The sequence below is a fragment of the Pseudomonadota bacterium genome (assembly GCA_023229365.1).
Lineage (GTDB): Bacteria > Myxococcota_A > Polyangia > JAAYKL01 > JAAYKL01 > JALNZK01.
This window is the reverse complement of the sequence record JALNZK010000005.1, coordinates 84,791-107,270: the sequence shown is the minus strand read 5'-3', so window position 1 is coordinate 107,270 and position 22,480 is coordinate 84,791. Positions and strand designations below refer to the sequence as shown.

The following is a 22,480-nucleotide window of genomic DNA, read 5'->3' as shown; positions in this document are numbered from 1 at the left end:
ACGAAGCTGTTGAAGCGGCCTTGGCGATCGCCGGCGGGCGGCGCCTAGCGCCGTTCGCGGGAGGAAAGTCCGAGCTCCGTAGGGCAGGGTGCCGGGTAACGCCCGGTGGGGGTGACCCCGAGGAAAGTGCAACAGAGAGGAGACCGCCCGGGCTTCGGCGCGGGCAAGGGTGAAACGGTGCGGTAAGAGCGCACCGGGATCGCGGCAACGCGATCCGCAAGGCAAACCCCACCCGGAGCAAGGCCAAACAGGGAGCAGCCGCGTTTCGGCGCGGCACGGGCGGCCCGTCCGACGCTCCCGGGTAGGCCGCTGGAGGCGGCCGGCGACGGTCGTCGTAGATGAATGATCGCCGCCCCGCCGCAGGCGACTTCGGCGGGGAACAGAACTCGGCTTACGGGCCCTTCAACAGACTGGGCCGTCGCTTCGGCGACGGCCCTTTTTTTTTAGATGCCGGCGGGCGCTCCGCTCCTGCGGCGGGGCCGCTTCCGCGGGCGGGCGACGCGGCGGAGCACGGCGGCGAGCTTCTCCGTCTCCTCCTCGGCGGAGAACAGGGCCGCGTGGCGGACGCCGGCCGCGACGATCTCCCTGCGGTGGGCCGGGTCGTCGAGCCGCTCGATCTCCTCCACCCAGCGCTCCACGTTGCCGAAGTCGTCGATCAGCACGCCGCCGTCGCCGACGGACTCGAGCAGGCCGCCGGTCCGCGACGCGACGACCGGGACGCGGTTGTACATCGCCTCGAGCGCCACCCGGCCGAATGGCTCCTCCCACTGCGACGGCACGATGAGCGTCCGCGTCATCCTGTAGATCGCCGCGACGTTCGGCGAGCGCCGCGCGTGCACGAGGTTGCCGGAGCGCGACAGGGCGATGCCGTGGGACTCCGGGTCGATGAACCCTTCGACGAACAGGAACGGCCGGTCCGGAAGGCGGCGCGTCACGAGGTTGTGCGCCACGCTCAGCCCCTTGTGCGGCGACGGGTTGAAGAACGTGATGAACGGGCCGCGCGTGCCCCCCGCGTCGACCGCCGCGCGCTCCGGCACCGGGTAGACCACGTCCGCCTCGATCGCCCACAACGCGCGGATCCGCGCGGCCATGAAGTTGCTGTTCGTGATCACCGCGGCCAGGCGATCCTTGACCGCCTCGAACAGCGGCAGGGTGCCGCCGATGTCGTGCACGTACAGGACGACCGGCAGGCCATGCCGGCAAAGCGTCTCGACCATGCGCGTGACGTCGTCCGCGCCGCAGGACGGCCCCGGGCACGACGTCAGCACGACGTCCGGGGAGGCGTCGCGCACCATCTCCGAGAGCCGTTGGATGAAGTCGGTCGTGACGAGGCAGACCGGCAGGCCGTCGGTCACGTACTCCCGCTGCCCCCCCCGCCTCTCGATCTCGGGCGGCGAGATGCCGTACACGCGGACGTCTGCGCCGCGCGCGCGAAGGCGCCGCGCGAACTCGTGGTTCGCGATGTCCGCGCCGCTGACCGAGGTCGGGTACCACCACCTGTGGTGCGCGATGAGGACTTTGAGCTTGCGGGCGGCCATCGGCTCACGCCCTCGTGCGGGTGCCGGCGGCCTCGAGCACGGCGACGGCGGAACGGATCCGGCCGAACGGCGCCGCCACCTGGATCCCCTGGATCCTGTCGCGCACGCGCCCGAGGATCTCGACGGCGATCCGCTCGCCCTCCTCGCGCTCGTCGCCCCGCGCCTGAGCCGCGGCCATGCGCTCGAGCACCGAGGCCGGCACCGAGACGCCCGGCACCTCGTTGGCGAGGAACTCCGCGTTCCGCAGGCTCTGCATCGGCCAGATGCCCGCGAGGATCGGGATCCGCTCGGACGGCCCGAGCGCGTCCAGGAACCGCAGGAGCTGCTCCGCGTCGAACACCGGCTGCGTGAACGCCGCGTGCGCGCCGGCCTCCACCTTCCACTTGAAGCGCGCGAGCTCCTTCTCCCGGTTCAGCGCCGTGGGGTTCAGCCCAACGGCGACGAAGAACCCGGTCGGATCGCCTATCAACCTGCCGGAAAGGTCGAGCCCGTTGTTCAGCCGCGTGATCATGTTGGTCAGCCCGATGGCGTCGACGTCGAACACCGCCGTCGCCTGGGGGTAGTCGCCGAGGATCGGGGGATCGCCGGTGATCACGAGCAGGTTCCTGAGGCCGAGCGCGTACGCGCCGATGAGATCCGACTGCATGCCGAGCAGGTTCCTGTCCCGGCAGGCGTAGTGCATGACGGTCTCGATGCCGACCTCGCGCTCGATCACCGACGCCATGGCGAGCGGCCCCATGCGCGCCGACGCGCGCGGCCCGTCCGGGATGTTCACCGCGTCGAAGCCCGCGTAGTGGACCGCCTGGGCGCTCTTCAGGATCCGCCCGAGATCCCAGCCCTGGGGCGGCGCGAGCTCGACCGTGGCGACGAAGGCGCCCTTGGAGATCATGTGCGCGAACCGCGATCGCTGCGCGAGCGGCACCGGCGCCACGTCCTTCGGCGAGATCGAGTCGTGCGCCGCGGCCTGCACCTCGAAGGAGCGCGTCTCCGCCGACATCTGCCGGATCGACGTGGCGATGGCGCGGACGTGCTCCGGCGTGGTGCCGCAGCACCCGCCGACGATCTTCGCGCCGATCTGCGCGAAGCGGCGGGCGTAGTTCGCCATGTAGTCGGGTGAGCACAGGTAGATCGTGCGCCCCTCGATCTCGGTCGGCAGGCCGGCGTTCGGCATCACGGAGAGCGGCAGCTTCGTCACCAGGCGGAGCCGCTCCACGGTCTCGAGCATCGGCTTGGGGCCGACCGAGCAGTTCACGCCGACGACGTCCGCGCCCGCCTTCTCGAGCGCGGGTCCGAACGTCTCCGGATCGGCGCCGTACAGCGACCGCCCCGACTGGTCCACGGTCATCGAGGCGATCACGGGGAGATCCGCCCGGAAAGCCTCGCGCCACTCGATAACGGCCGCGATCGCCTGCCGGATCTCGTCGAGATCCGTGAACGTCTCCAGGATCAGGCCGTCGACCCCGCCCGCGACGAGCCCCTCGATCTGTTCGCGGAACGCGGCCTTGGCCTCGTCGAGCGACGTCGGCCCCCAAGGCTCGATCCGCAGGCCGAGCGGCCCCATCGACCCGATCACGAGGGAGCCTTCGCCCGCGGCCTCCCGCGCGATCTCGGCGCCGCGCCGGTTCACCTCGGCGACGCGGCCGGCGAGGTCGAACGCGGCGAGCTTGAACCGGTTCGCGCCGAAGGTGTTCGTCTCGAGCGCCATGGCGCCCGCGGCCACGAACTCGCGGTGGATGGATCGCACGAGCTCGGGATCGGCGAGGTTGAGCTGGTCGAAGCAGCGGTTGATGAACACGCCGCGGTCGAACAGCATCGTGCCCGTGCCGCCGTCGAAGACGATCACCTTCCCCGAATCGAGCTGCTCCCGGAACCGGTTCGCCATGCGCCGTCCTTTCGCGAAGGGCCCCTTCCTATCACGAAAAGGGGCGCAGTGGGACAACGGAGTGGGACAGCGGAGACAGGCAGGACAAGTGGGAGCGCTGCCCGGCTCCCACGAGTCTCAGCGGTCTCAGATGTCCCACCGGCCCGAGTCCCACGCCACTCCGAACCCCGTTTACCCTGGGATTCAAACCGGCTAGACTTTCCCCTCGTCCGTTCGGGAAAGGCGTGGGGAGATGGCGACTCTGAGCTGGAAGCCCGCCGGCGGCGATCGCGCGGTGTACAGGATCGTGAAGTCGATCACGACGATCGGCGCCGATCGCGGCAACGACGTCGTCATCCTGAAGATGGGGCTCGCGCCGCACCACGCGCGGATCGTCTTCGACGGCCGGGAGTTCACGATCACGGACACCGAGGCGGGCGCCGAGCTCCACGTCAACAACAAGAAGAAGCGCAAGGCGCGCCTCGACCACGAGGATCGCATCACGGTCGGCGAGGCGCAGCTCGCGTTCAGCCTGCTCGAGGTGCCGACCGGCGCCGACGACTCCCAGGAGCGCCCGGGCGATCGCGCCATGCTCGACGGCCTCAAGAAGCTGCAGCAGTTCTCCGCGGAGCTCATGCAGCGCGAGTCGATCGACGATCTCATCGACAAGCTGATGGACGCGGTGATCGACATCACCGGCGCGGCCAAGGGGTTCCTCGTCCTGTTCGAGGACGATCAGCCCGTGATCAAGGTCGCGCGCAACGTCCACCGCGAGAACCTCGACGCGGCCGTGGCGCAGCTCTCGGACAGCATCGTCGCGCGGGTCGTCGAGACGCGGCGCTCGCTCATCGTCTCGGACGCCATGACCGACACCGCGTTCTCGAAGGCGGAGTCGGTCATCAACCTGAAGCTCAGCTCGGTCATGTGCGTGCCGCTCATGCAGCGCGGCCGGCTGCTCGGGCTCATCTACGTCGGAAACGACTCCGTGACCGGGATGTTCGACGCCTCGGCGCTCGAGCTGCTCGACGTGTTCGCGGCGCAGGCGTCGCTGCTCGTGCACTCCGCGCTGCTCGTCGACGACCTGCGGCTGCGCAACATGTCGCTCTCGCACGAGCTCGTGCAGCAGAGGTTCGGCGAGATCATCGGCACCTCCGCGTCGATGCGGGAGGTGTTCCGCTGCGTGGAGAAGGTCGCGACGGCCGACGTGTCGGTGCTCATCGGCGGCGAGACCGGGACCGGCAAGGAGCTGATCGCCCGCGAGATCCATCGCCGCAGCCACAGGAGCACCGGGCCGTTCGTCACCGTCAACTGCGGCGCCATCCCCGAGAGCCTGATGGAGAGCGAGTTCTTCGGCCACGTGCGCGGCGCCTTCACCGGCGCGGTGACGACCTACTCGGGAAAGCTGCAGGCCGCGGATCGCGGCACCATCTTCCTCGACGAGATCGGGGAGATGCCGCTCGCGCTCCAGGTCAAGATGCTGCGCGTGCTCCAGGAGCGCCAGGTCGTCAAGGTCGGGGCGACCAAGCCCGAGACGCTCGACATCCGCGTGCTCGCGGCGACGAACCGCAACCTCGAGGAGGAGGTCAAGGCCGGCCGCTTCCGGGAGGATCTCTTCTACCGGCTCAACGTGCTGCACATCGACCTGCCGCCGCTGCGCGAGCGCGGCGAGGACATCGTGCTCCTGGCCCGCTACCTGCTCAAGCGCTACGCCGAGGAGTTCGGGACCAAGGTCAAGGGGTTCACGCCGAACGCGTCGATCGCGCTCAAGAAGCACAGCTGGCCCGGCAACGTGCGCGAGCTCGAGAACCGCCTCAAGAAGGCGGTCATCCTCTGCGAAGGGAGCATGGTCGGTCCGCGCGATCTCGATCTCGGCGAGGGCATGCTGCCCGTCGTCGTCCCGCTCGCCGAGGCGCGGGAGGCCTTCCAGCGGCAGTACGTGCTCGACGTCCTCGCGCGCAACAACGGGAACCGCACCAAGACCGCGCAGGATCTCGACGTGGATCCCCGCACGATCTACCGCTACCTCGAGAAGGCGTAGGCGGATGGCACGGCTCGCCGCCACCGCAGGGATCCTCGCGCTCGCCGCGGCGGGCTGCATCGTCACCGACGACATCGACTTCACGGAGGACATCAACTACCCGCAGGAAGTGACGGGCGTGATCCCGGACAACAGCACCGTGCAGACCGTCTGCCGCGGGGCGGAGGCGCCCGAGTACGAGGTGTTCCTGTGGGATCCGGACGAGGAGGACGCGCCGCCCATGACCGAGGCGGAGATCCGCGTCTGGCTCGACATCAACAGCGCGGACGAGGGGGTGAAGGCCGGGGACTGCACGGTCACCGCGACGTCGGCGACGGCGGACAGCGCTTACGTGGGGGGAGTCCACCTCATCGCGAGCTGCACCCTGAACATCCTGACCCAGCCCGGCTACGTCTCCGACGGCCTCCTGCCCACGCGGGTGCTCGTGTCGGATCGGCCGTTCGTGAACGGCGAGCCGCCCCCGACCGCGCGGACCGCGAAGGTGTTCTGGTCGCTCGACGTGCTCCCGACCTCGGAGTGCCCGCCGTGATGGGCGCGCGGGCGCGGCGCGAAGGCTCGCTCGTCGCGGCGCTTCTCCTCGCGGCCTGCGCGAAGATCGACGGCGGCCCCGGACAGTGGACCTACGACGGCCCGGTGAACGCGTGCGGCGCCGGGGTTGCCTGCGCGGCGGGCACCTGCGATCCGGAGCTCGGTGCGTGCGTCGTGAGCCCGCCTCCCGAAGAGGCGCTGCTCGCGCGGGTCGTCCCGGACCCGGCGACCGGCGCGCCGGCGCAGGTGTACCCCGTGTCCGTCCTCGGCGGAGAGATCGGGAATCCCCTCGCGGTGCGGGTGCCGGTCACGGTGACGGGAGAGACCGTCGCCGGGGACGTCGACGACGGGGACGTCTCGTCCGAGTTCCTGGGCCACATCGTCTTCTCCGACGTCGGGAACCGCCTGCCCGGCCATCCGGCGCAGATAACGGTCTACGAGTCGTATGCCAGCTCGGTGTTCGACCTCGCGCTCCTGCCGAGCACCTACGACATCATCGCCGTTCCCGAAGGCGACCAGGCGAGCTCTTTCCCGATCCGCTACCTGGACGGCGTCGTCCTCGACACCACGGGCGTCTTTCTCGACGAGCACGGAGATCCGATGGGCGTCGTGCTCCCGCGCGCGGCGGCGACGGTCGAAGGGCGGATCACGCAGGCCGACGTGCCGATGGGCGGCTTCGAGATCGTCGCGTTCGATCCGGAGACCTCCCGGATCGTTTCGACCGTCGACGAGACCTCGTGCGAGGATCTGGAGACGTGCGGCGCCTTCTCGATCGGGCTCGCGAAGAGCACCGTCGAGGCGGGAACGCCGTTCTCGCTGAGCGTGTCGCGGCTGAACGAGGCGCAGCATCCGGTGTTGGAGATCCACGATCTCGAGACCCCGGAAGCGGGCGAGGTGCTCGAGGACCTCGGGGTCGAGATCGGCGCGCTCGGCGTCCCGATCCGCTTCCAGGCCAAGGTGCTGCAGCCGACGAAGACCCAGACCGGAGTCACCGTGTACGACACGGCGCCGTCGTGCTTCGTCGCGTTCTCTTCGGCGGACGTGGCCGGCGGCAAGGTGGAGAAGTGGGTGCTGACGAACGAGAGCGGCGAGCTCGAGGAGACGCCCGGGGTCACCGGCGTCATCCTCTACCCCGGCGGCTACTCGATCACCGTGATCCCGGCGTACGCGTCCGTGGGATCGACGAGCGACTACGCCGTCTACACCTCGACCGAGCCCGTCGCGGTCTTCGAGAACGACTCTCCTTTGGAGTTGCTCCTCTCGTTCCGGCCGACGGTCACGGGGGCCGTCGCGGCGGGCGGCCTTCCCGTGCCGACGAGCGCGATCTCGGCCGAGCCGGCGGCTGGCGCGTCGATCACCGCGCGGTCGAACTCGGCGATGAGCGGCAGCTCCGGCAAGTTCCGGTTCTGGCTCGACGCGGCGCCCTACGTCGTCGTCGCCGAGGCGCCGGCCGAGAGCCGCTTCGCGTGGGATCTCGTCGAGGTGACGGTGCCCGAAGAGACCCTGTCGATCTCCTTCGATCTGCCGCTGCCGTTCGCCCTGCGCGGGGTCGTCGCGGCGAGCAGCGACCAGGTCAACCCGATCGACGTCGGCGGATCGGTCGTCGAGTGGTACCGCGAGATCGGCGGTCGGGCGTACGCCGTGGGCCGCACCGTGGCGGACGCGGACGGCGCGTTCGCGGCGCTCCTGCCGCCGTAGCCGGATCACGCCTCACGGGCGAGGACGTCCTTCATCGCGTAGCGCCCGGGTCGGGCGCGGGCGAGGAAGAGCGCGGCACGGAGCGCGCCCTCCGCGAACAGCTCGCGAGACTCGGCCGCGTGCGAGAGCTCGATCCGCTCGTGCGGGCCGGCGAGGATCACCCGGTGCTCGCCGAAGACGGTGCCGCCGCGCACGGCGTGGATCCCGATCTGCCCGCCGGGACGCTCGCCCGTACGCCCGCTCCGGCCGAAGCACATCGCCGCCGGCGCCAGCCTCCCTGCGCCCGTCGACGCCTCGGCGGCGAGGAGGAGCGCTGTTCCGGAGGGGGCGTCGGCCTTCTTCCTGTGGTGCAGCTCGACGATTTCGACGTCGTACTCGGGGCCGAGCGCCGCGACCGCGTGCCGGACGAGCCCGGCGAGCACGGCGACGCCCGGGCTCAGGTTCGGGGTCCAGAGCACGGGGACCGACTGCGCCGCGCGATCCAGCGCCGCGATCGCCGCCTCGTCGAGCCCCGTGGTACCGCACAGGAGCGCCTTCCCGCAGGCCGCCGCCGCCCCCGCGACCGCCGCCGCCGCTCCCGCGTGGCTCAGGTCGATCACGACGTCCGCACCTGCGATGCCGCCCGCGAGATCCGCGCCGACCTTCACCCCCGCCTCGCCGGCCCCCGCGCGCGCGGCGAGATCCGCGCCGAGCCCCGGGTGACCGTCCCGCTCGATCGCCGCAGCGACGCGCAGATCGTCCCGCGCCGCGGCGGCCCTCGCGATCGCGAGCCCCATCCGGCCGAGGGCGCCGACCAACGCGAGGCCGATCGGCGCGGTCACTGCGAGCTCCGGGCGAGCGCGAGGCCGAGCTTCTCGAGCTCGGCGGCGAGCCTGTAGACCGTCGGCCGCGAGGGCCAGGTGAGCGGCAGCCGGACTTCGTCCTCGAGGAGGCCGAGCAGGTGCAGCGCGGCCTTGACCGGGCCCGGGTTCGTCTCCGCGAACAGCGCGCCGTGCAGCCCGAGCAGCCCGGCCTGCGCCGCGGCCGCCGCCTGGATGTCCCCCGCGAGCCAGTGCCGCCACAGCGCGGACCACTTCTCGGGCACGACGTTCGCGGCGGTGCTGATCACGCCGTGCCCGCCCGCGACGAGGATCGAGAGCGTCAAGGGATCGTCGCCGGACAGCACCTTCACGGTGTCGCCCGCGGCGGCGACGATCTGCTGCGCCCGCTCGATCGAGCCGCTCGCCTCCTTGATGGCGACGACGCGATCGTGCGCCGCGAGCCGCGCCACGGTCTCGGGCTTGATGTCCGACGCGGTCCGCGACGGCACGTTGTACAGCACGATCGGCAGCTTCGACTGATCCGCGATCGCCGCGTAGTGGCCGTAGATCCCGTCCTGGGACGGCTTGACGTACGAAGGCGACGAGACGAGCGCGCCCACCGCGCCCTGGTCCGCGGCCGAGTTCACGGCGTCGATCACCGCCCACGTCGCCACGAGGCTCGTGCCGAAAAGCACCTGGATCTTGCCGCCGGCGCGGCGGACGGCCGACTCGAGCACGAGCCGCCGCTCGTCCTGGGTGAGCGTGGTCCCCTCGCCGGTCGTGGCGCAGACCACGACGCCCTGCACGCCGGCGGCGACCTGCCGCTCGATCAGCCGGGCGAGCGCCGAGAGGTCGACGGTGCCGTTGCGCATGGGCGTCACGAGCGCGGTGTAGATTCCTTGAAACACGAGGGCTTCCTTTCGCAGGTGCGCCGCGCCGCGAGCGAGCGCTCTCCCCTTTTCACCGAAAACGCGCGCCGCGTCCAGGAGAGGATGGGAGGGCTTACGGGTACCCGGCCTCCTTCCACGCGGCGATGCCGCCGCCCAGCGCCTTCGCGTTCACGAACCCCTTCGCGATCAGCTCGGCTGCCCGACCGGCAGCGCTCGCCTCGGCGTGTCAGGCGCAGTAGAGGATGATCTCGGCCTTCTTGTCCAAGGCGGGGAGCCGCTTCTGGAGCGCGTTCCAGGAGATCGCTCCCTCGAGCTTCATCGCCGCGAACTTGTCGTCGCTCTCGTAGGCGCACACGAGGAGCGCCCTGCCCTCCCGCACGCGCTCGCGGGCCTGCGCCACCGGCACGCGCGCCACTTCCGCGGGCGATACTGCGGCCTTGGCGGGTTGCGCCGCCGCCTCGCCCGGCGCGAGCGCGGCGCCCGCGAAGAGCCCCGCCGCGATCCCGATTCCCAGTATCTCCTTCATTGTGTTCCCTCCTGTCCCCTCAATACTTGAAAGTATTATCATGATTTCTCCCGGCGCAAGGTGGGGGGGCCAAGACGTCGCTGCCGAGGGACTATCGCAGGCCGCGGACCTTTCGGATCGGGCCCAGGTGGCGGGTCGCGAAGTGCGCGCCCATGAGCAGGAGGATCAGGACGAACGCGGGGACGATGATGCGGACACCTGGGTCGTCGACGACGAGCAGCGTGTCCCCCGTCTTCGGGATCTTCGTATCGATCCGAGAGTCCTTCTCCCCGTTGCAGTCCTCGTCGGCCGCCTTCTTCGCGGTCTTCGCGCTCTTCGCTTTCCTGCGATCCAGCACGATGTGCGCACCGCCGTACGAGAGGGGCGATCCGTGGCTCACCTCGAGGACGGCGCCGTCCCCGGAGACTAACTTCACCCGGGTCTCGGCGACGCGCCGAGGCTGCCCCTTCGCGGCGGGAAACAGCACGTCCCTCCGGCTCGACACCACGAGATCCGCGTCGCCGGGAAACCCGATCGCAGCGCCCTCTGTCAGCGGGATCCGGCGCCACTCGCCGCAGGTGATCGTGACGAGGTGACCTACCATCACCACGGCGAACAGCGCGTGGACGGCGGTCGGCGTGAGATCCCGCAGGAGATCGACGAGCGGCCTCCCCCGGCGCGTGGGCCACAGGGCGGAGAATCGCTGCACGGTGCACGCGGCGATGTTCAACCCCAGCGCGAGGAGCGCGGCGAGCAGCGCCGGCAGCCACCACGCGACGGACAGGTTGGCGGCGAGGTTCGCGGCGATCCAGTCCTGGATCCGCGTCTCGTTGAGGCCGTTGATCAGCTCGAAGTTGTCGACGGCGAAGACGCCGCCTACCAGGAACAGCGCGGCGACGACGCACAGGCTCCAGAAGGTCAGCCTGGTGTCACCGAGGAATGTCCACAGCCCGCGCACCTCTATCCTCCCACCCGCGGGAACGCCATCTCCCGCAAATGGTTGCCGTAGGTGGCGACGAACGCCACGACCGCCGCGGCCACCGCGAAGACCGCCCGCCTTCGAGGGCCCCACGCCGGCGTGAACCTGAGGTGCACGTACGCCGCGAACGCGATCCAGATCGCCGCGGATGTGAAGTGCCGCGTGCTGAAGCGGAACGTGTTCCCCCAACCCACCCAGCACCAGAGCGCGCCGACGATCTGCGAGAGGCTGAACACCACGAAGCCCCACACCAAGAACGGATGGCCCCGTTCGTCGTCGGCCCGCCGCACGAGTCCGTGGAACGCGAGCGCGGCGCCGCAGTAGAACAGGCCGTACCCCAGGTTCTCGGTGAAGAAGAACGCTGCGGCCAGGGCGGTGATCTTCTTCGGCGTGGGCGGGATCGCGCCCTTGGAGTAGGCGACCGCCAGGATCATGAAGCCCACGACCGTGCCGATCAGCGGCGCGAGCGGGATCTCCCTGTCCCGCGCGCACGCGACCGCGGCGCAGGCCGCGAGGCACCACGGCAGGAAGAACGGCCCCTCGAAGATCGGGTTGGCGTAGAACGCCCCGGCGAGCCACCCCCGTCCGACGAGGTAGAGCGCGTGCGCGACGAGCCCGAGGAGCAGTGGGCCCATCGCCGCGCGCCGCAGACGCAAGAGCGCGAGGAGCATCGCCGCGGCGTAGAGGCCGCCCGCGCCGTACAGCCATAGGTGGTTTCCGGTCGTGAACACGCTCAGCGCTCCGTGACCCGGACGCCGAACCAGACGTTCAGTCCGCGGTCCGGGTAGCCGTATTCGGTCTGGTAGTTCATGTCGAGCAGGTTCGAGCCGTGCACCCAGAACGAGGCCCACGGGACGGGCGAGAGCTCGACGCGCGCGTCCCAGACCGCGTAGGTCCCGAGCTCTCCGAGCCCCAGGATGGTGTAGTCGTCGAACGCCTGCGGCCCGATCACGCGCAGGGAGCTCGTCGCGCGCAGCCAGCGCGCGGGATCGAACGCGAGCCCGAAGACGGCCTGGTGGGCCGGGATCTGGGCGATCCGATCCTCCTCGTCGTCGTCCGGATCGAGGCGGCGCGCGTGGAGGAACGCGTAGCCCGCGCTCAGCTCGACGAGGCGCGCCGGCCGCCACGAGATCGCCGCCTCGGCGCCCGCGAGCCGCGCCCGGCCCACGTTCCGCTTCCGCGTCACGCCGTTCGTCTCGGGCAGGTATTCGGACGCGATCAGATCGGTGACCTCGGCGTCGAAGCCGGAGAGATCGACTTCGACGCCGCGCGTCGGTTTCCAGGCCGCGTCGAGGCCGACGTGCCACGCGGTCTCGGGATCGAGCCCGGGGTTGGGCACCGTGAAGCCGAGGCGGCTCGAGTACCGCTCCGAGAGCGTCGGGATGCGGCTGCGCCTCGCGCCCGAGAGCCGGAGCATCAGCTCGTCGCGCGGATCCCACCGCACGGCGAGGAGCGGCCCGAAGATCGCCGTGGTCCTGTCGCGCATTTCCCCTTCGTAGCCGTCGAGCGCGGCGCCCGCGTTGTGCGTGCGCTCCACGTCGGTCTGGGCCGAAGCGAGCGCGACGAGGCGGCGGACGATCGGGATCTCGAGCTCCGGCACGGCCGTGAACAACGTGCGGCGGTAGCTCTCCTGGGGCCCATCGAGCTCCAGGCTCGCGCGGTGGACGTCGTGCTGGGCGCCCAGCCAGAGCCGCAGCTGCGTCGCGCCGCCCGGCAGCCCGCGGATCGCCCGCCTCGCCGTGACGCGGCCACCGAACGTCCGATCGTGGTACCAGGAGGTGTACGCGTTGGGGCCGTCCTGCGTCGTGAACGTCGCGTCGTCGTAAGAGGCGAGGCGGTTGTCGAACGAGGCGACGTATACCGCCTCCTCGATCCCGGCGTCCCGCGTGTCGTATTCGTGGGCCACCTGCCCCACCGCCGCGCGCCAGTACTCGAACCGGCTGTAGAACGGCCGCGTGTCGGTCGTCGAGCGCGGGACGCCGAACTCGCCGTCGACCGCGAACGCCTGGGCGACGAAGCGGTTGGGCCCGGGCATGGGGACGACGAGCTTGCCGGCGGCGTGGCGGAGCCTCCTCTCGCTGTTGTCGAGCCCGCCCCCATCCTCGTACTCGGTCGGCTCGAACTGGGAGGAGAGCGAGTACCCGTCCGACGCGAACGTCCCAGCGCCGATGGCGTAGGCGAACGGCCCCGCGTCGTAGCCGTGGTAGATCGTGCCGCTCGTCTCCGCGTCGGTGCTGAGGGCGAGCTCCGCCTCGACGAGGGGCGCAGCCTCCGGCTCGCGCGTCTCGAGCAGCAGCGCACCGCCCATCCCGCCCGGGCCGAAGACCACGGAGGTGGGCCCCTTGAGCAGCAGGATCGAGTCGAGCATCTGGACCGGGATCTTGTTCAGATCGATCGAGCCGCCGTAGGGCATCGAGAACGGCACGCCGTCCAGGTAGACCGCGACTCCGCGCTGATCGAAGCCGCGCAGGCGGAAGCTGCGCTCCCCCTTCCTGCCGCTCGAGGCGAACACCGCGGGCTCGCGCTCCAAAGCCTCGGTCACGGTATTAGAGCCCGTCTCGCGGAGCTCCTCCCTATCGATGCGCCGGCGGCTCAGGCCGTCCTCCTCGGGCGACCGGCCTTCTACAATCGTCTCGTAAACGACGCCGTCTCCCGCGGGAAAGTGGCCCGGATCCACGGCCCACGGATCCCCGGCGCCCGCGTCCGGATCGCCGGGCCCCGCGTCGTCGGCCGCGGCGCTGCGGGAGGCGACGAGCGCGACGAGCGCGATGGCGATCACGGGTGCGGCTCTGGTCATCGGATCGGCGTCAGTTCGACGTCACGTAGACGATGGCGACTTCCTTCACGTGGGCGCACCCCGGGTACTCCAGGGCCGGATCCCACTCGACATCGTTCGTCGCCGGATCGATGCCCGCCTGGGTCGCGAGCGTGCCCGCGGCCGGCAGCGCCTCGGTGCAGGTGCCCTCCACGACCGGGTTGTACCCGTCCGAGCCCTCGAAGGAAAGCGACACCGCGCCCAGCTCGAAGGCGAACGAGGTCGCGGCGAAGATCGTGGAAAGCAGCGCGACCGTGGCGCCGTCCAGCTCGGCGGTCTCGAGCCCGGCGAGCTCGACCTCCTCCGTGTCGCCGTCGAAGTCCACGGTGACGTGCCCCACGACGTCTGTGTCCACATCCGAATCGGTGTCCGAGTCGCTGTCCGAGTCGCCGCCCACGGGCAGATCCGCGGGGTCGTCGGCGACGTACACGGTCTCGACGTCCTTCACCGACATGCACGAGGGCGCCTCGAGCGCCTCCTCCCACAGCATGTTGCGGGTGCCGCGCTCGACGTACGCCGATCCGATGATGGACGCCGGCGTGGGCGTGAAGGCGTCGCCGCAGTTGTCGTTTCCGAGCGGCGAGTAGCCGTCGCTCGCGACGAAGTTGAGCCACAAGCCGTCCACCGACAGCACCAGGCCCGAGCCCAGCACGACGTCGGTCATCGAAACCACCGGGGTATCGTTGAACTTGTAGACGGTCGTGAGGTTGTCGAACTCGACGATCTCCGGAGCGCCGCCGTTGTAGACGACCTCCACGCTCTGGTTCCCCTCGGTCAGCTTGTCGTCGCCCTTGTCCACCTTCTGGTCGCACGCGGCGCAGATCGCCGCGAGCAGCAGCGAAGCCGCCGTGAACAAAACGCGAGATCTCGACATGGATCTCCTCCTTTTCCGCGAAGGAACGGCAAATGTCATCTGCGTTATGTTCGTTTGGGCATATCGAGTCAAGCCCCGGCGGGAGGTGGCGCATCATTCCCGCCGTTGGCGGCGGGCGCGGCGAGCGGCGCCCCTATTCGATGGTGTAGTCGCCATCGCAGACGCCGACCTCGAAGAAGAGGTAGATGAGCACCCACTCCTGCGGGCGGATGGCCGTCGACGGCGTGCTCTCGACGACCTGGTAGGTGGAGAAGAACACCTTGCCGCAGTCGTAGTTGTACGTGACGGTCAGCGGGTGGCCCGGGTAGTCGCTCACGTCGTTGACCCACGACTTCGGGATCACCAGGCCGCCGTCCTCCTCGAGGCCGTGGCCAGCGTAGGCACCCGTCGTCAACGAGTCGATCAGGATGTAGCCGCCGTCGAACGGGTAATTGTCGAGGCTGGAGCTCGGGTTCACCTCGGCGAGCCAGGCGCGCATCTCCGTGTCCGTGATCGTGCCGAAGCTGTCCCAGTACCCCACGTTGCCCGCGTTGTACGCCGTGTCGCTGCCGTTGAACTCGATCGCGTTCGGGAACGGGGTCTCGGCCCACTGCGACGCCCAGCACGAGGAGTAGATCTTGCCGCCTCCGATGACGTAGTTTTGGAGGTTCGACGTGTAGCTCGTCGCGGTCAGCGTGTGGCAGATGCAGGGAAAGAACACCATGTGGTAGTTTTCGAGGTTCGTGAGGCTCGACACGAGCGACGAAGACGACCCGACGGCCGTGCTGTCGGAGTACGAGTCGTTGTAGAGATCGAAGCTGTACGGTTGCGCCGTATCGAGGTTGCCCGAGCTCGTCAGCTCGCCGAGCCCCATCTTGGCCAGCATGTCCTCGGGGAGGTCGTAGCCGTTGAGCAGCACCGCGTAGCTCGGGATCTCGTCGTACGGCGCCGAGTTCGCACCGGGCAGGGTCGACTCATCGTCCGGGACGAAGTACGGCTCTCCGGCCGTGATCGTGATCTGCCGCACCCGGCGGAACAGCCCCTTGCGCGTGACGAGGTAGACCGTACCCGAGGGCGCGTTCGTGATCGAGAAGCTCCCGTCCGCGCCGGAAAGCGCCCACGGCTTGCCGCCCATGTTCTCGCAATCGTAGCAGAACGTCGTGTCCTCGATCGGATCCGGCAGCTCGGATGTGAGGTAAACGAGCGCGCCGGAGATCGGGAACGTCCCGGCCGGCGCCCACACGGTCCCGGCCACGAACTCGTCCCCGAACGGCGACGCCTCGTCGGTCGTACCGTCGCAGTCGTCGTCGGCGCCGTTGGTCTGATCCTCGGTCGCGCCCGGGTGGACGGAGTTGTCCGAGTCGTCGCAGTCGAACGGCAGGCACCAGCCGTCGCTGTCGCCGTCCGTGCATTCCGGGACATCCGTATCTCCATCCGTGTCGGCGTCGGAATCCGTGTCCGCATCGGTGTCGCCGTCCGTGTCGGAATCGGTATCCGAGTCCGAGTCCGAATCCACATCCGTGTCCGCGTCCGTGTCCGCGTCCGTGTCGGTGTCCGAAGGCTGGAAACCGCCGCCGCCGTCGCCCTCGCACCCGGCGAGCGGAGCGCCCGAGGCGAGCGCGCAGGCTGATACGGCCAAGAAAGCAGCGATCGTCCGGCTTCTCATTCGACCCTCCTGACGCCCGCGAGGCATGGATTTGCTGTCATTCTAACCGTTTTCTCCCGAAAATGGGCGAATTGCAGGGAGGCCCCATGAGCCAGGACACCGCACACACCGCCAGGGCGCTGTTTCGCGCCATGAACGCGCGCGATCCGGCCGCCTTCGCTTCGCTCCTCGCCGAGGGCGCCGTCTTCCACTTCCCGGGCACCGCGCCCGTCGAGGGCTGCGCGCGGATCGAGAAGTTCGTGAAGATTCTCTTCTTCAAGTTCCCGGCGCTCGCCTTCGAGCCGCGCCGCGTCATCTGCGACGATCGCCACGCCGCGGTCGAATGGACGAACGAGGGTACGAGCCGCGACGGCGCGCCGTACCGCAACGCGGGCGTCACCGTGATCGAGCTCGACGCCGACGGCCGCGTCGCCTACCTGAGCGACACGTTCAAGGACACCTCGTTCACCCTGCGGAACGCGTAACGCGAACCCGCTGCCGGTGGAAAGCGGTCGCCGTTCGTGGTATGGCCATCGGGAGAAGGGATCGCATGCACAACGGCAGATCACAGGAGCCCGTATCGAGGACCGTCGTCCTGGCGCGGTTCGAGAACCCCATCGCCGCGGAGACGGCCCAGGAGACGCTCGAGTCGATCATCGAAGCGGCGTCGGTCGAGGTCGCGGCCCTCTTCGAGCGGCGAGGCGGCGAGGCGGACGCCGACGAGGTCGCGGCGATCTACGCGCGCCACGGCCTCGGTGACGCCATCGGTTGGGAGACGGGTCACTCGATCGCGAGCCGCGGCGCGGATCTCGCCTGGACGCTCGCGCCGGGTGCGGACGCGGGCGAGGCGGAGGACCTGCTGCGCCAGCTCGGGGCGACGCACGTCGCGGTGCAGGAGCTGGCGGGCGAGGACGAGGAGTGGCGCGCGGTGCCGCACCCGGCGCTGCTCCCGGTCCCGGGCGAGGAGATCGACCCGTTCGACGGTGACGACGACGAGCCGGCGCCGTCCGACGGCGTCCGCAACCGCACGCTGCATTGACGCCGGCCCCGGGGGCTCCATGCGACAAGTCGAAGAGTTTCCGAACCTCTTCATCCTCGATCACCCGCTCATCCAGCACAAGCTGACGCACATGCGGAACGCGGCGACGTCGACGCGCACGTTCCGCCAGCTGCTCAGGGAGATCGCCCTCCTCATGGGGTACGAGGTGACGCGCAACCTGCCGCTCGCCGAGGAGACGATCCGCACGCCGCTCGCCGAGACGACGGCCCGCGTGATCGCGGGCAAGAAGCTCGCGATCGTGCCGATCCTGCGGGCCGGTGCCGGGATGGCCGACGGCCTCCTGGAGCTCGTGCCGGGCGCGCGCGTCGGTCACGTCGGCCTGTACCGCGATCCCGGGACGAAGATGCCGCACGAGTACCTCGTGAAGCTCCCCGAGGTCGAGGGGCGCACGTTCATCCTCGTCGATCCGATGCTCGCCACCGGCAATTCGGCCGCCCACGCGGTCTCGGTGCTGAACTCCCGCGGGGTGAAGGACGGCGACATCCGGTTCCTCGCGCTCGTCGCGGCGCCGGAGGGGATGCGCGTCTTCAACCGCGAGCACGGCGGCGTGGACGTCTACGTCGCGTCGCTCGACTCGCACCTCGACGAGCACGCGTACATCGTCCCCGGGCTCGGCGACGCGGGCGACCGGCTCTTCGGCACGAAGTGACTCAGAACCCCCGCGGGCCTCGCTCGATCGCGGTCAGGCGGCCGTTGACGAAGTGGTAGATCCTCATGAAGCGGTTGGGTCCCAGGTTGTAGGTCCACGTCTCCACGGAGACCTGCTTCGGGAAGGCACCGCCGTGCTCGCGGCTGACGACTGACGTGTCGATACGCTCCTCCTTGTAGGAAGGGGGCCCGAAGAGGAACAGCACGCGGACAGTCGGTTCTCCGATCGCCACGACCTTGTCGAAGGCCGGGCTCCCGCCCGAATCGCGGCCGTAGCCGAAGCTGCGCATGCCGATCAACCGATCCTTCTCGAAGGTGAGCACCACGACCAGGCGGTTCGGGCCGAAGTCGTAGAGCCAGTCCTCGACCTCGACGAACTCCTGCAACACCTCGTCGCCCCGCTCGGAGACGCGCGTCACCCGAGTTGCGTCCGTGAACGTGGGCTCGCCGCATTTCGACTCGACCAGGTACTTCGAGTCGCTCATCTCGACGACGCCGTCGTCGCAGCTCAGGGTCTGGGCCGAGGCGCCCGCCGCGATCAGCTCAGCGAAGCAGAGGACGGCCAGCACGATGGGGATCGTCTTCATTTTCACCTCTTCGCCACGACGAACCGGCTCCCGCGACTATTCCCGGGGGCCGTGCCACGGCGGGGCGGAGATCAGTAGCAGCCGACCGGGCGATCCCGCTTCTGGTAGCGCACCTCGGCGACGACCGCGTCGGTGCCCGAGAACGAGAACGGGAACGTCTGTCGCTTGTCGCGCACGCGGATCGTGACGCTGCCGGACACGGCCTGCCCGTACGGCGCGGCGGCGCCGGTCGTGGAGACGAGGATCTTGTAGCGGCCGTTCGAGAGCCCCTTGAGCGCGAGCGTCTCGCCGTCCGCACCCGGCAGATCGACCGACGTCGCACCGCGCGGCCACAGGCCGGAGATGCGCCGGCCCGCGGGATCGAGCACCGCGAGATCGAGGTCGCCCGCGCTCCTTGTGCCCGTGAGCTTCACGATGAGCTCGCCGCGGGCCTGCTGCGCCGCCCGCTCCGGGAGCACACCCCGTCGCGCGCCCTCGACGAGGGCGAGGACGTCGCCGCGCACCTTGCGCAGCCCGGGATCGCCGAGCACGGCCGCGGCCTCGACGTCGAGCAGCGCCGTCATGCGCGCCGCGGCGAGACAGAAGAGGTAGCGGAGCATCGACTCGCCGCGGCCCTTCGGATCGAACGCCGCGGCCGAGCGCCTGTGCGAGGCGGCCGCGTCGAACGCGCCGAGCGCCTCGAACGCCTCGGCGACCCGGGCGTGGTTGGCGGCGCGCTTCGGATCGACCTCCGCGATGGACGCGTACGCGCGCAGCCCGATCGCCCGGTCCCCGCGTCGTGCGAGGGCGTCGGCGTAAGCCGCGAGCGCCCCGCCGTCGAGCGGATCGGCCCTTCGCCACGCGTCTGCGGCGACGAGCGAGTCCTCTATCCGGCCGGTGCGGGCGAGCGCTCCCACGTACTTCCGGTGCGCCTGCCGGCTCAGCGGTCGCGCCCGCACCTCCGCGGCGAGCGCGTCGATCTGTGCCCCGCCCAGGCCCGCGCCCGATGCGCGCGTGATTTGAATTTCGTACACGGGCCCGCGGTTGCAGCGCCACTGATCCTCGTAGTCGTTCTTGGCGATCGGCGCGCCGTATCCCCACCCGGTTCCGGTGCCGTAGGCGGTCCCGAGCCCGCCCGAGGGCTCGGCCATCGGCGCGGAGCCCTGGGCGAGCGGAGCAGCGCTGTCGTATGAATCCTTGGCGCTATCCGCCAGCTTTGCCTTCTTCTCTTCGGCGTACGGCGCCGGCTCGTCCTCCGCGGCCCGCGCCGCCTTGGCCGGAGGCGCCGCGGAAGGCGCGGCCGTGCTCCCGGTCGTCGGCCCGTAGGAGGAACCGCCCGCCTTCTTCCCGCCGCCGCCCGCGCCGCCGCCGGTGAGCGCGCCGAGCAAACCGGATCCGCTGCGCCCCCTCGCGGCGGCCTCGTCCCCGGCGTACCCGAGCGCCTCGAGCGCGTCGAGCGATCCCGCGAGCACGTCGTCCACGCCCTCGTCGAGGTCCGCGGCGGCGACCTCGGTAAACGTCGCCGCCTGCCCGTCCCACTCGCCGGCCGCCGTGCGCTGCACGTTGAAGCGATCGTACATGCGCTGGTTCTCGAGCACGATCCAGCTCGTCAGCCGGCTCGCGACGCGCGCGCGGCGCGACGTCTCGATGATCTCCTTCGCCGAACCCCCGACGAGCTGTAGATGATCGATGTGCGACTTGGCGAACAGGCGGCTGATGAAGCCGGGCTCGGGCCGCTCGGCCCGGATCGAGATCGGGAACCGCCGCTCGACGGGCGCGCCGTCGACGGTCGTCCCGCGCAGGACGACGTCGCCCGACACGTCGCTCCCGTCGAGCGCCGCAAAGAACGCGACCTCGGTCCCCGCGGGCACGAAGCCGACGCGCTGCGGGTAGGCGTTGCGCACGCCCGCGGGCCACTCGACCGCGACGTTGACGAGCCCCGCGGACCACAGCCTCCGGGACACGTTCCACGCGGCCTCGGCCGGCGCCTCGCCGAGCGAGAGATCGTAGCTCGCTCCGCCGAGCGCCGCAGCCACGGCATCGAGCAGCAGCGCGTCGACGTTCGGGCCGATCCCGATCGTCTGCACCCGGACGTTCGGCGGCGCCGTGCGCGTGAGCAGATCGACGATTTTACCCGGATCCGTCTCCCCCGCGGTCGGCACGCCGTCGCCGAGGTAGACGATCGTCGCAGGAAGGCCGTCGGACGTGAACGTGAACGCGCGCTCGATGGCGCCGAGGATGTCGCTCGCCCCGCCCGGCGGGTTGTCGGCGAGGAAACCGCGCATCCTGTCGAGGAGGCGCTCGTCGATCGTCTCGAACCGCTGCGACATCGAGCGGCAGCCCGAGTCGCACGCGAGCACGTTGATCTCGTCGCCGCGCCCGAGGCTCGCGGCGAGCTCGAGCACGGTCGCCGACGCGAGCGCGTGGAGCTCCTCGGCGGTTCCGTACGACGTGTCGACGACCGCGAGCAGCCGCTTGCCCTTCGTGGAGACACGGTGCGTCGCGGCGCCCGCGACGGGGGAGGCGAGCAGCATGGCGTAGGTCGCGCCGTTCGTCTCGGTCTGGGCGGCCACGCGCATCTCGGCCGGCTGCTTCGCGACGGCGTACTCCACTGCGAAGTCGACGCTCGGCGCGTAGCGATCGGCGCTGAACGACACGGTGGCGCGATCGGCGCCCGCCCGCACTTCGGTCGGGTAGAGCGGCGTGCGCACGGACGAGATCCCGTAAGCGTTCTGAATGTCGACGTCGATGCTGAACCTGCCGGCCGTCGGCGCGCCCGCCGGGCCGCCGAGCGGGTAGACGTAACGCGCCGCGCCCCGCTGCATCGCGGTCGGCTCGACATAAGAGAGGAACACGCGCTTGGTCTCGCCGGGCTTGATCGGGAAGATCTTCATGCTGAACGTCGAGCCGCGCACCCACTCGAGGAGCGCCGGATCCCGCGGCCGCACCGAGTCGTCGACGATCTCCTTGAAGATCCTTTTCGCCCGGGCGGTCTCGAGCACCTCGCCCTCCTCGACGCGACCGTTCACCTCGAGCGCGAGACGCGTGATGCTCGCGGACGACGGGAGCACGAACCTGTACGTCGCCTCCACCGTCCTCCCGGAGCGGTTCACGAACGCCTCCTCGATCTGCGTCAACGCCACGCCGTCCCGAAGCACTACGTCGACATCGTGCGACGCGAGCTCGAGCGCCTCCTCGTTGGAGCGGCCGGTCCCGGGCAGCCGCGCCGTGAGCGTGCCGATGCCGCGCAGCACCGCCGGCTCCACCGCGAGCTCCGGCTCCCTGCCGTAGAGCGGCGAGACGTAGTGGGAGAGCCTTGCAGCGAACACCGCCGCGTCCCGCGCGATCGCTCCGCCCTTCTCGATACGGACGATGTCTCCCGCGAGGATCGCCTCTCCGCCGGGCGCGAGCGCCGCCGTGCCCGAGTCCACGCGCACGGTGTAGCTCTCGCCGTCGACGAAGACGGACGCGCGCCCGCTCGCCACCTCGAGCCGCTTCTCGCCGAGCCCCAGGCTCGTGGCCTTGGCGCCGCCGAACGGCCGGGTGATCGCGATCGCGCCGCGATCGAGCTCGAGGTCCGGCGCACCAGCGCCCTTGCCGAGCGCGACGATCCCAGCCTCGCCGATGTGGACGGTCGTCCCGTCCGCGAGCGTCACTATCGCCTCGCACTTCGGCCCGGTCTCGATCGCCTCGCCGGGGCGGAGGGCGTCGCCCTCGGCGACGGCGCGCGATACGCCTTTTTCCGACGAGGCGGTCGCTCGGTGCTCCGCGGGCAGCCCGATGAGCGCCGTGACACGCGCCCCGCTCGCGGTTCCGGCACCGGCCGTATCCTTCCCGAGGGGCGTGATCCCGCCGGCCTGATCCTCGCACCCGGCGGCGAGGAGGCCGATCGCGGCCCAGAGGCCAACGGCGAAATACGACGTGGTACGGCTGCGCGCAGTGTCCATCTCCACCCTCCGTTCGCGGCGGTCCCCCGAGGTTACGTCCGGCGACGGCAAAGGATCTTGGCCGGTTCTCTTCTGATCGCCCGTGATGGTATCATGAACCCGCGGCGAC

General features: G+C 70.4%; 18 protein-coding genes and 1 other RNA gene. 7 read left to right on the top strand and 12 right to left on the bottom strand.

Annotated features, from left to right (window positions below):
• Window positions 1-10: 10 nt before the first annotated feature.
• Window positions 11-409, top strand: an RNA gene (rnpB, locus tag M0R80_05425) — RNase P RNA component class A.
• 34 nt (window positions 410-443) lie between these two features.
• On the opposite strand, the gene M0R80_05420 is transcribed toward rnpB, so the two are convergent.
• Window positions 444-1,538: a glycosyltransferase family 4 protein gene (locus M0R80_05420; protein ID MCK9459060.1), complete on the bottom strand. Its 1,095-nt coding sequence runs from the start codon at window positions 1,536-1,538 to the stop codon at window positions 444-446.
• A 4-nt stretch (window positions 1,539-1,542) separates the two neighbouring features.
• Entirely contained in the window at window positions 1,543-3,420 is a 1,878-nt protein-coding gene (locus M0R80_05415) for a bifunctional homocysteine S-methyltransferase/methylenetetrahydrofolate reductase (protein MCK9459059.1), read from the bottom strand.
• Window positions 3,421-3,652: 232 nt separating this feature from the next.
• Here M0R80_05415 and M0R80_05410 point away from each other — a divergent pair, with 232 nt between their 5' ends.
• The 3 genes from M0R80_05410 to M0R80_05400 are packed head-to-tail and all read left to right on the top strand — an operon-like array spanning window position 3,653 to window position 7,663.
• The gene (locus M0R80_05410) at window positions 3,653-5,437 is read left to right on the top strand and encodes a sigma 54-interacting transcriptional regulator (protein MCK9459058.1); all 1,785 of its coding nucleotides are present in this window, start codon (window positions 3,653-3,655) and stop codon (window positions 5,435-5,437) included.
• 4 nt (window positions 5,438-5,441) lie between these two features.
• Window positions 5,442-5,966: a hypothetical protein gene (locus M0R80_05405; protein MCK9459057.1), complete on the top strand. Its 525-nt coding sequence runs from the start codon at window positions 5,442-5,444 to the stop codon at window positions 5,964-5,966.
• Window positions 5,963-7,663: a hypothetical protein gene (locus M0R80_05400; GenBank protein ID MCK9459056.1), complete on the top strand. Its 1,701-nt coding sequence runs from the start codon at window positions 5,963-5,965 to the stop codon at window positions 7,661-7,663. Before M0R80_05405 ends, M0R80_05400 begins: the two co-directional genes overlap by 4 nt.
• A 5-nt stretch (window positions 7,664-7,668) precedes the next feature.
• Here the strand turns inward: M0R80_05400 and dapB are convergent, their stop codons facing one another.
• From dapB to M0R80_05360, 8 genes are all read right to left on the bottom strand, one after another.
• Window positions 7,669-8,484, bottom strand: coding sequence for a 4-hydroxy-tetrahydrodipicolinate reductase (gene dapB / locus M0R80_05395; protein MCK9459055.1), 816 nt, complete (start codon window positions 8,482-8,484; stop codon window positions 7,669-7,671).
• Window positions 8,481-9,371, bottom strand: coding sequence for a 4-hydroxy-tetrahydrodipicolinate synthase (dapA, locus tag M0R80_05390; GenBank protein ID MCK9459054.1), 891 nt, complete (start codon window positions 9,369-9,371; stop codon window positions 8,481-8,483). Before dapA ends, dapB begins: the two co-directional genes overlap by 4 nt.
• A 208-nt stretch (window positions 9,372-9,579) precedes the next feature.
• Window positions 9,580-9,879, bottom strand: a complete 300-nt coding sequence (locus M0R80_05385; protein MCK9459053.1) for a hypothetical protein — start codon at window positions 9,877-9,879, stop codon at window positions 9,580-9,582.
• A 91-nt stretch (window positions 9,880-9,970) separates the two neighbouring features.
• Complete coding sequence (locus tag M0R80_05380; GenBank protein ID MCK9459052.1) at window positions 9,971-10,816, bottom strand: hypothetical protein; 846 nt, start codon at window positions 10,814-10,816, stop codon at window positions 9,971-9,973.
• Between the two features lie 2 nt (window positions 10,817-10,818).
• Complete coding sequence (locus M0R80_05375; GenBank protein MCK9459051.1) at window positions 10,819-11,568, bottom strand: hypothetical protein; 750 nt, start codon at window positions 11,566-11,568, stop codon at window positions 10,819-10,821.
• 2 nt (window positions 11,569-11,570) lie between these two features.
• Entirely contained in the window at window positions 11,571-13,634 is a 2,064-nt protein-coding gene (locus tag M0R80_05370) for a TonB-dependent receptor (GenBank protein MCK9459050.1), read from the bottom strand.
• Between the two features lie 10 nt (window positions 13,635-13,644).
• Window positions 13,645-14,526: a hypothetical protein gene (locus tag M0R80_05365; protein ID MCK9459049.1), complete on the bottom strand. Its 882-nt coding sequence runs from the start codon at window positions 14,524-14,526 to the stop codon at window positions 13,645-13,647.
• Window positions 14,527-14,659: 133 nt separating this feature from the next.
• Entirely contained in the window at window positions 14,660-15,886 is a 1,227-nt protein-coding gene (locus M0R80_05360) for a MopE-related protein (protein ID MCK9459048.1), read from the bottom strand.
• A 371-nt stretch (window positions 15,887-16,257) separates the two neighbouring features.
• Between M0R80_05360 and M0R80_05355 the strand changes: the two genes are divergently transcribed.
• The 3 genes from M0R80_05355 (at window position 16,258) to upp (ending at window position 17,859) form a co-directional block, all read left to right on the top strand.
• Complete coding sequence (locus M0R80_05355) at window positions 16,258-16,635, top strand: nuclear transport factor 2 family protein (protein MCK9459047.1); 378 nt, start codon at window positions 16,258-16,260, stop codon at window positions 16,633-16,635.
• A gap of 65 nt (window positions 16,636-16,700) precedes the next feature.
• A complete protein-coding gene (locus M0R80_05350; protein ID MCK9459046.1) occupies window positions 16,701-17,189 on the top strand; it encodes a hypothetical protein in 489 nt (162 codons plus the stop codon).
• Between the two features lie 19 nt (window positions 17,190-17,208).
• The gene (gene upp / locus M0R80_05345; GenBank protein ID MCK9459045.1) at window positions 17,209-17,859 is read left to right on the top strand and encodes a uracil phosphoribosyltransferase; all 651 of its coding nucleotides are present in this window, start codon (window positions 17,209-17,211) and stop codon (window positions 17,857-17,859) included.
• A 1-nt stretch (window position 17,860) separates the two neighbouring features.
• Here upp and M0R80_05340 read toward each other — a convergent pair whose 3' ends face one another.
• Window positions 17,861-18,445 (bottom strand): DUF2845 domain-containing protein, encoded by a 585-nt coding sequence (locus M0R80_05340; GenBank protein MCK9459044.1) that lies wholly within the window; start codon window positions 18,443-18,445, stop codon window positions 17,861-17,863.
• A gap of 71 nt (window positions 18,446-18,516) precedes the next feature.
• Window positions 18,517-22,371: a hypothetical protein gene (locus M0R80_05335; GenBank protein ID MCK9459043.1), complete on the bottom strand. Its 3,855-nt coding sequence runs from the start codon at window positions 22,369-22,371 to the stop codon at window positions 18,517-18,519.
• Between the last annotated feature and the right edge of the window lie 109 nt (window positions 22,372-22,480).

Excerpts from the sequence above, each read along its gene's own strand:
- M0R80_05420 (MCK9459060.1), bottom strand. The coding sequence starts at position 1,538 with ATGGCCGCCCGCAAGCTCAAAGTCCTCATCGCGCACCACAGGTGGTGG.
- M0R80_05415 (MCK9459059.1), bottom strand. The coding sequence starts at position 3,420 with ATGGCGAACCGGTTCCGGGAGCAGCTCGATTCGGGGAAGGTGATCGTC.
- M0R80_05410 (MCK9459058.1), top strand. The coding sequence starts at position 3,653 with ATGGCGACTCTGAGCTGGAAGCCCGCCGGCGGCGATCGCGCGGTGTAC.
- M0R80_05405 (MCK9459057.1), top strand. The coding sequence starts at position 5,442 with ATGGCACGGCTCGCCGCCACCGCAGGGATCCTCGCGCTCGCCGCGGCG.
- M0R80_05385 (MCK9459053.1), bottom strand. The coding sequence starts at position 9,879 with ATGAAGGAGATACTGGGAATCGGGATCGCGGCGGGGCTCTTCGCGGGC.
- M0R80_05370 (MCK9459050.1), bottom strand. The coding sequence starts at position 13,634 with ATGACCAGAGCCGCACCCGTGATCGCCATCGCGCTCGTCGCGCTCGTC.
- M0R80_05365 (MCK9459049.1), bottom strand. The coding sequence starts at position 14,526 with ATGTCGAGATCTCGCGTTTTGTTCACGGCGGCTTCGCTGCTGCTCGCG.
- M0R80_05355 (MCK9459047.1), top strand. The coding sequence starts at position 16,258 with ATGAGCCAGGACACCGCACACACCGCCAGGGCGCTGTTTCGCGCCATG.
- M0R80_05350 (MCK9459046.1), top strand. The coding sequence starts at position 16,701 with ATGCACAACGGCAGATCACAGGAGCCCGTATCGAGGACCGTCGTCCTG.
- upp (MCK9459045.1), top strand. The coding sequence starts at position 17,209 with ATGCGACAAGTCGAAGAGTTTCCGAACCTCTTCATCCTCGATCACCCG.
- M0R80_05340 (MCK9459044.1), bottom strand. The coding sequence starts at position 18,445 with ATGAAGACGATCCCCATCGTGCTGGCCGTCCTCTGCTTCGCTGAGCTG.
- M0R80_05335 (MCK9459043.1), bottom strand. The coding sequence starts at position 22,371 with ATGGACACTGCGCGCAGCCGTACCACGTCGTATTTCGCCGTTGGCCTC.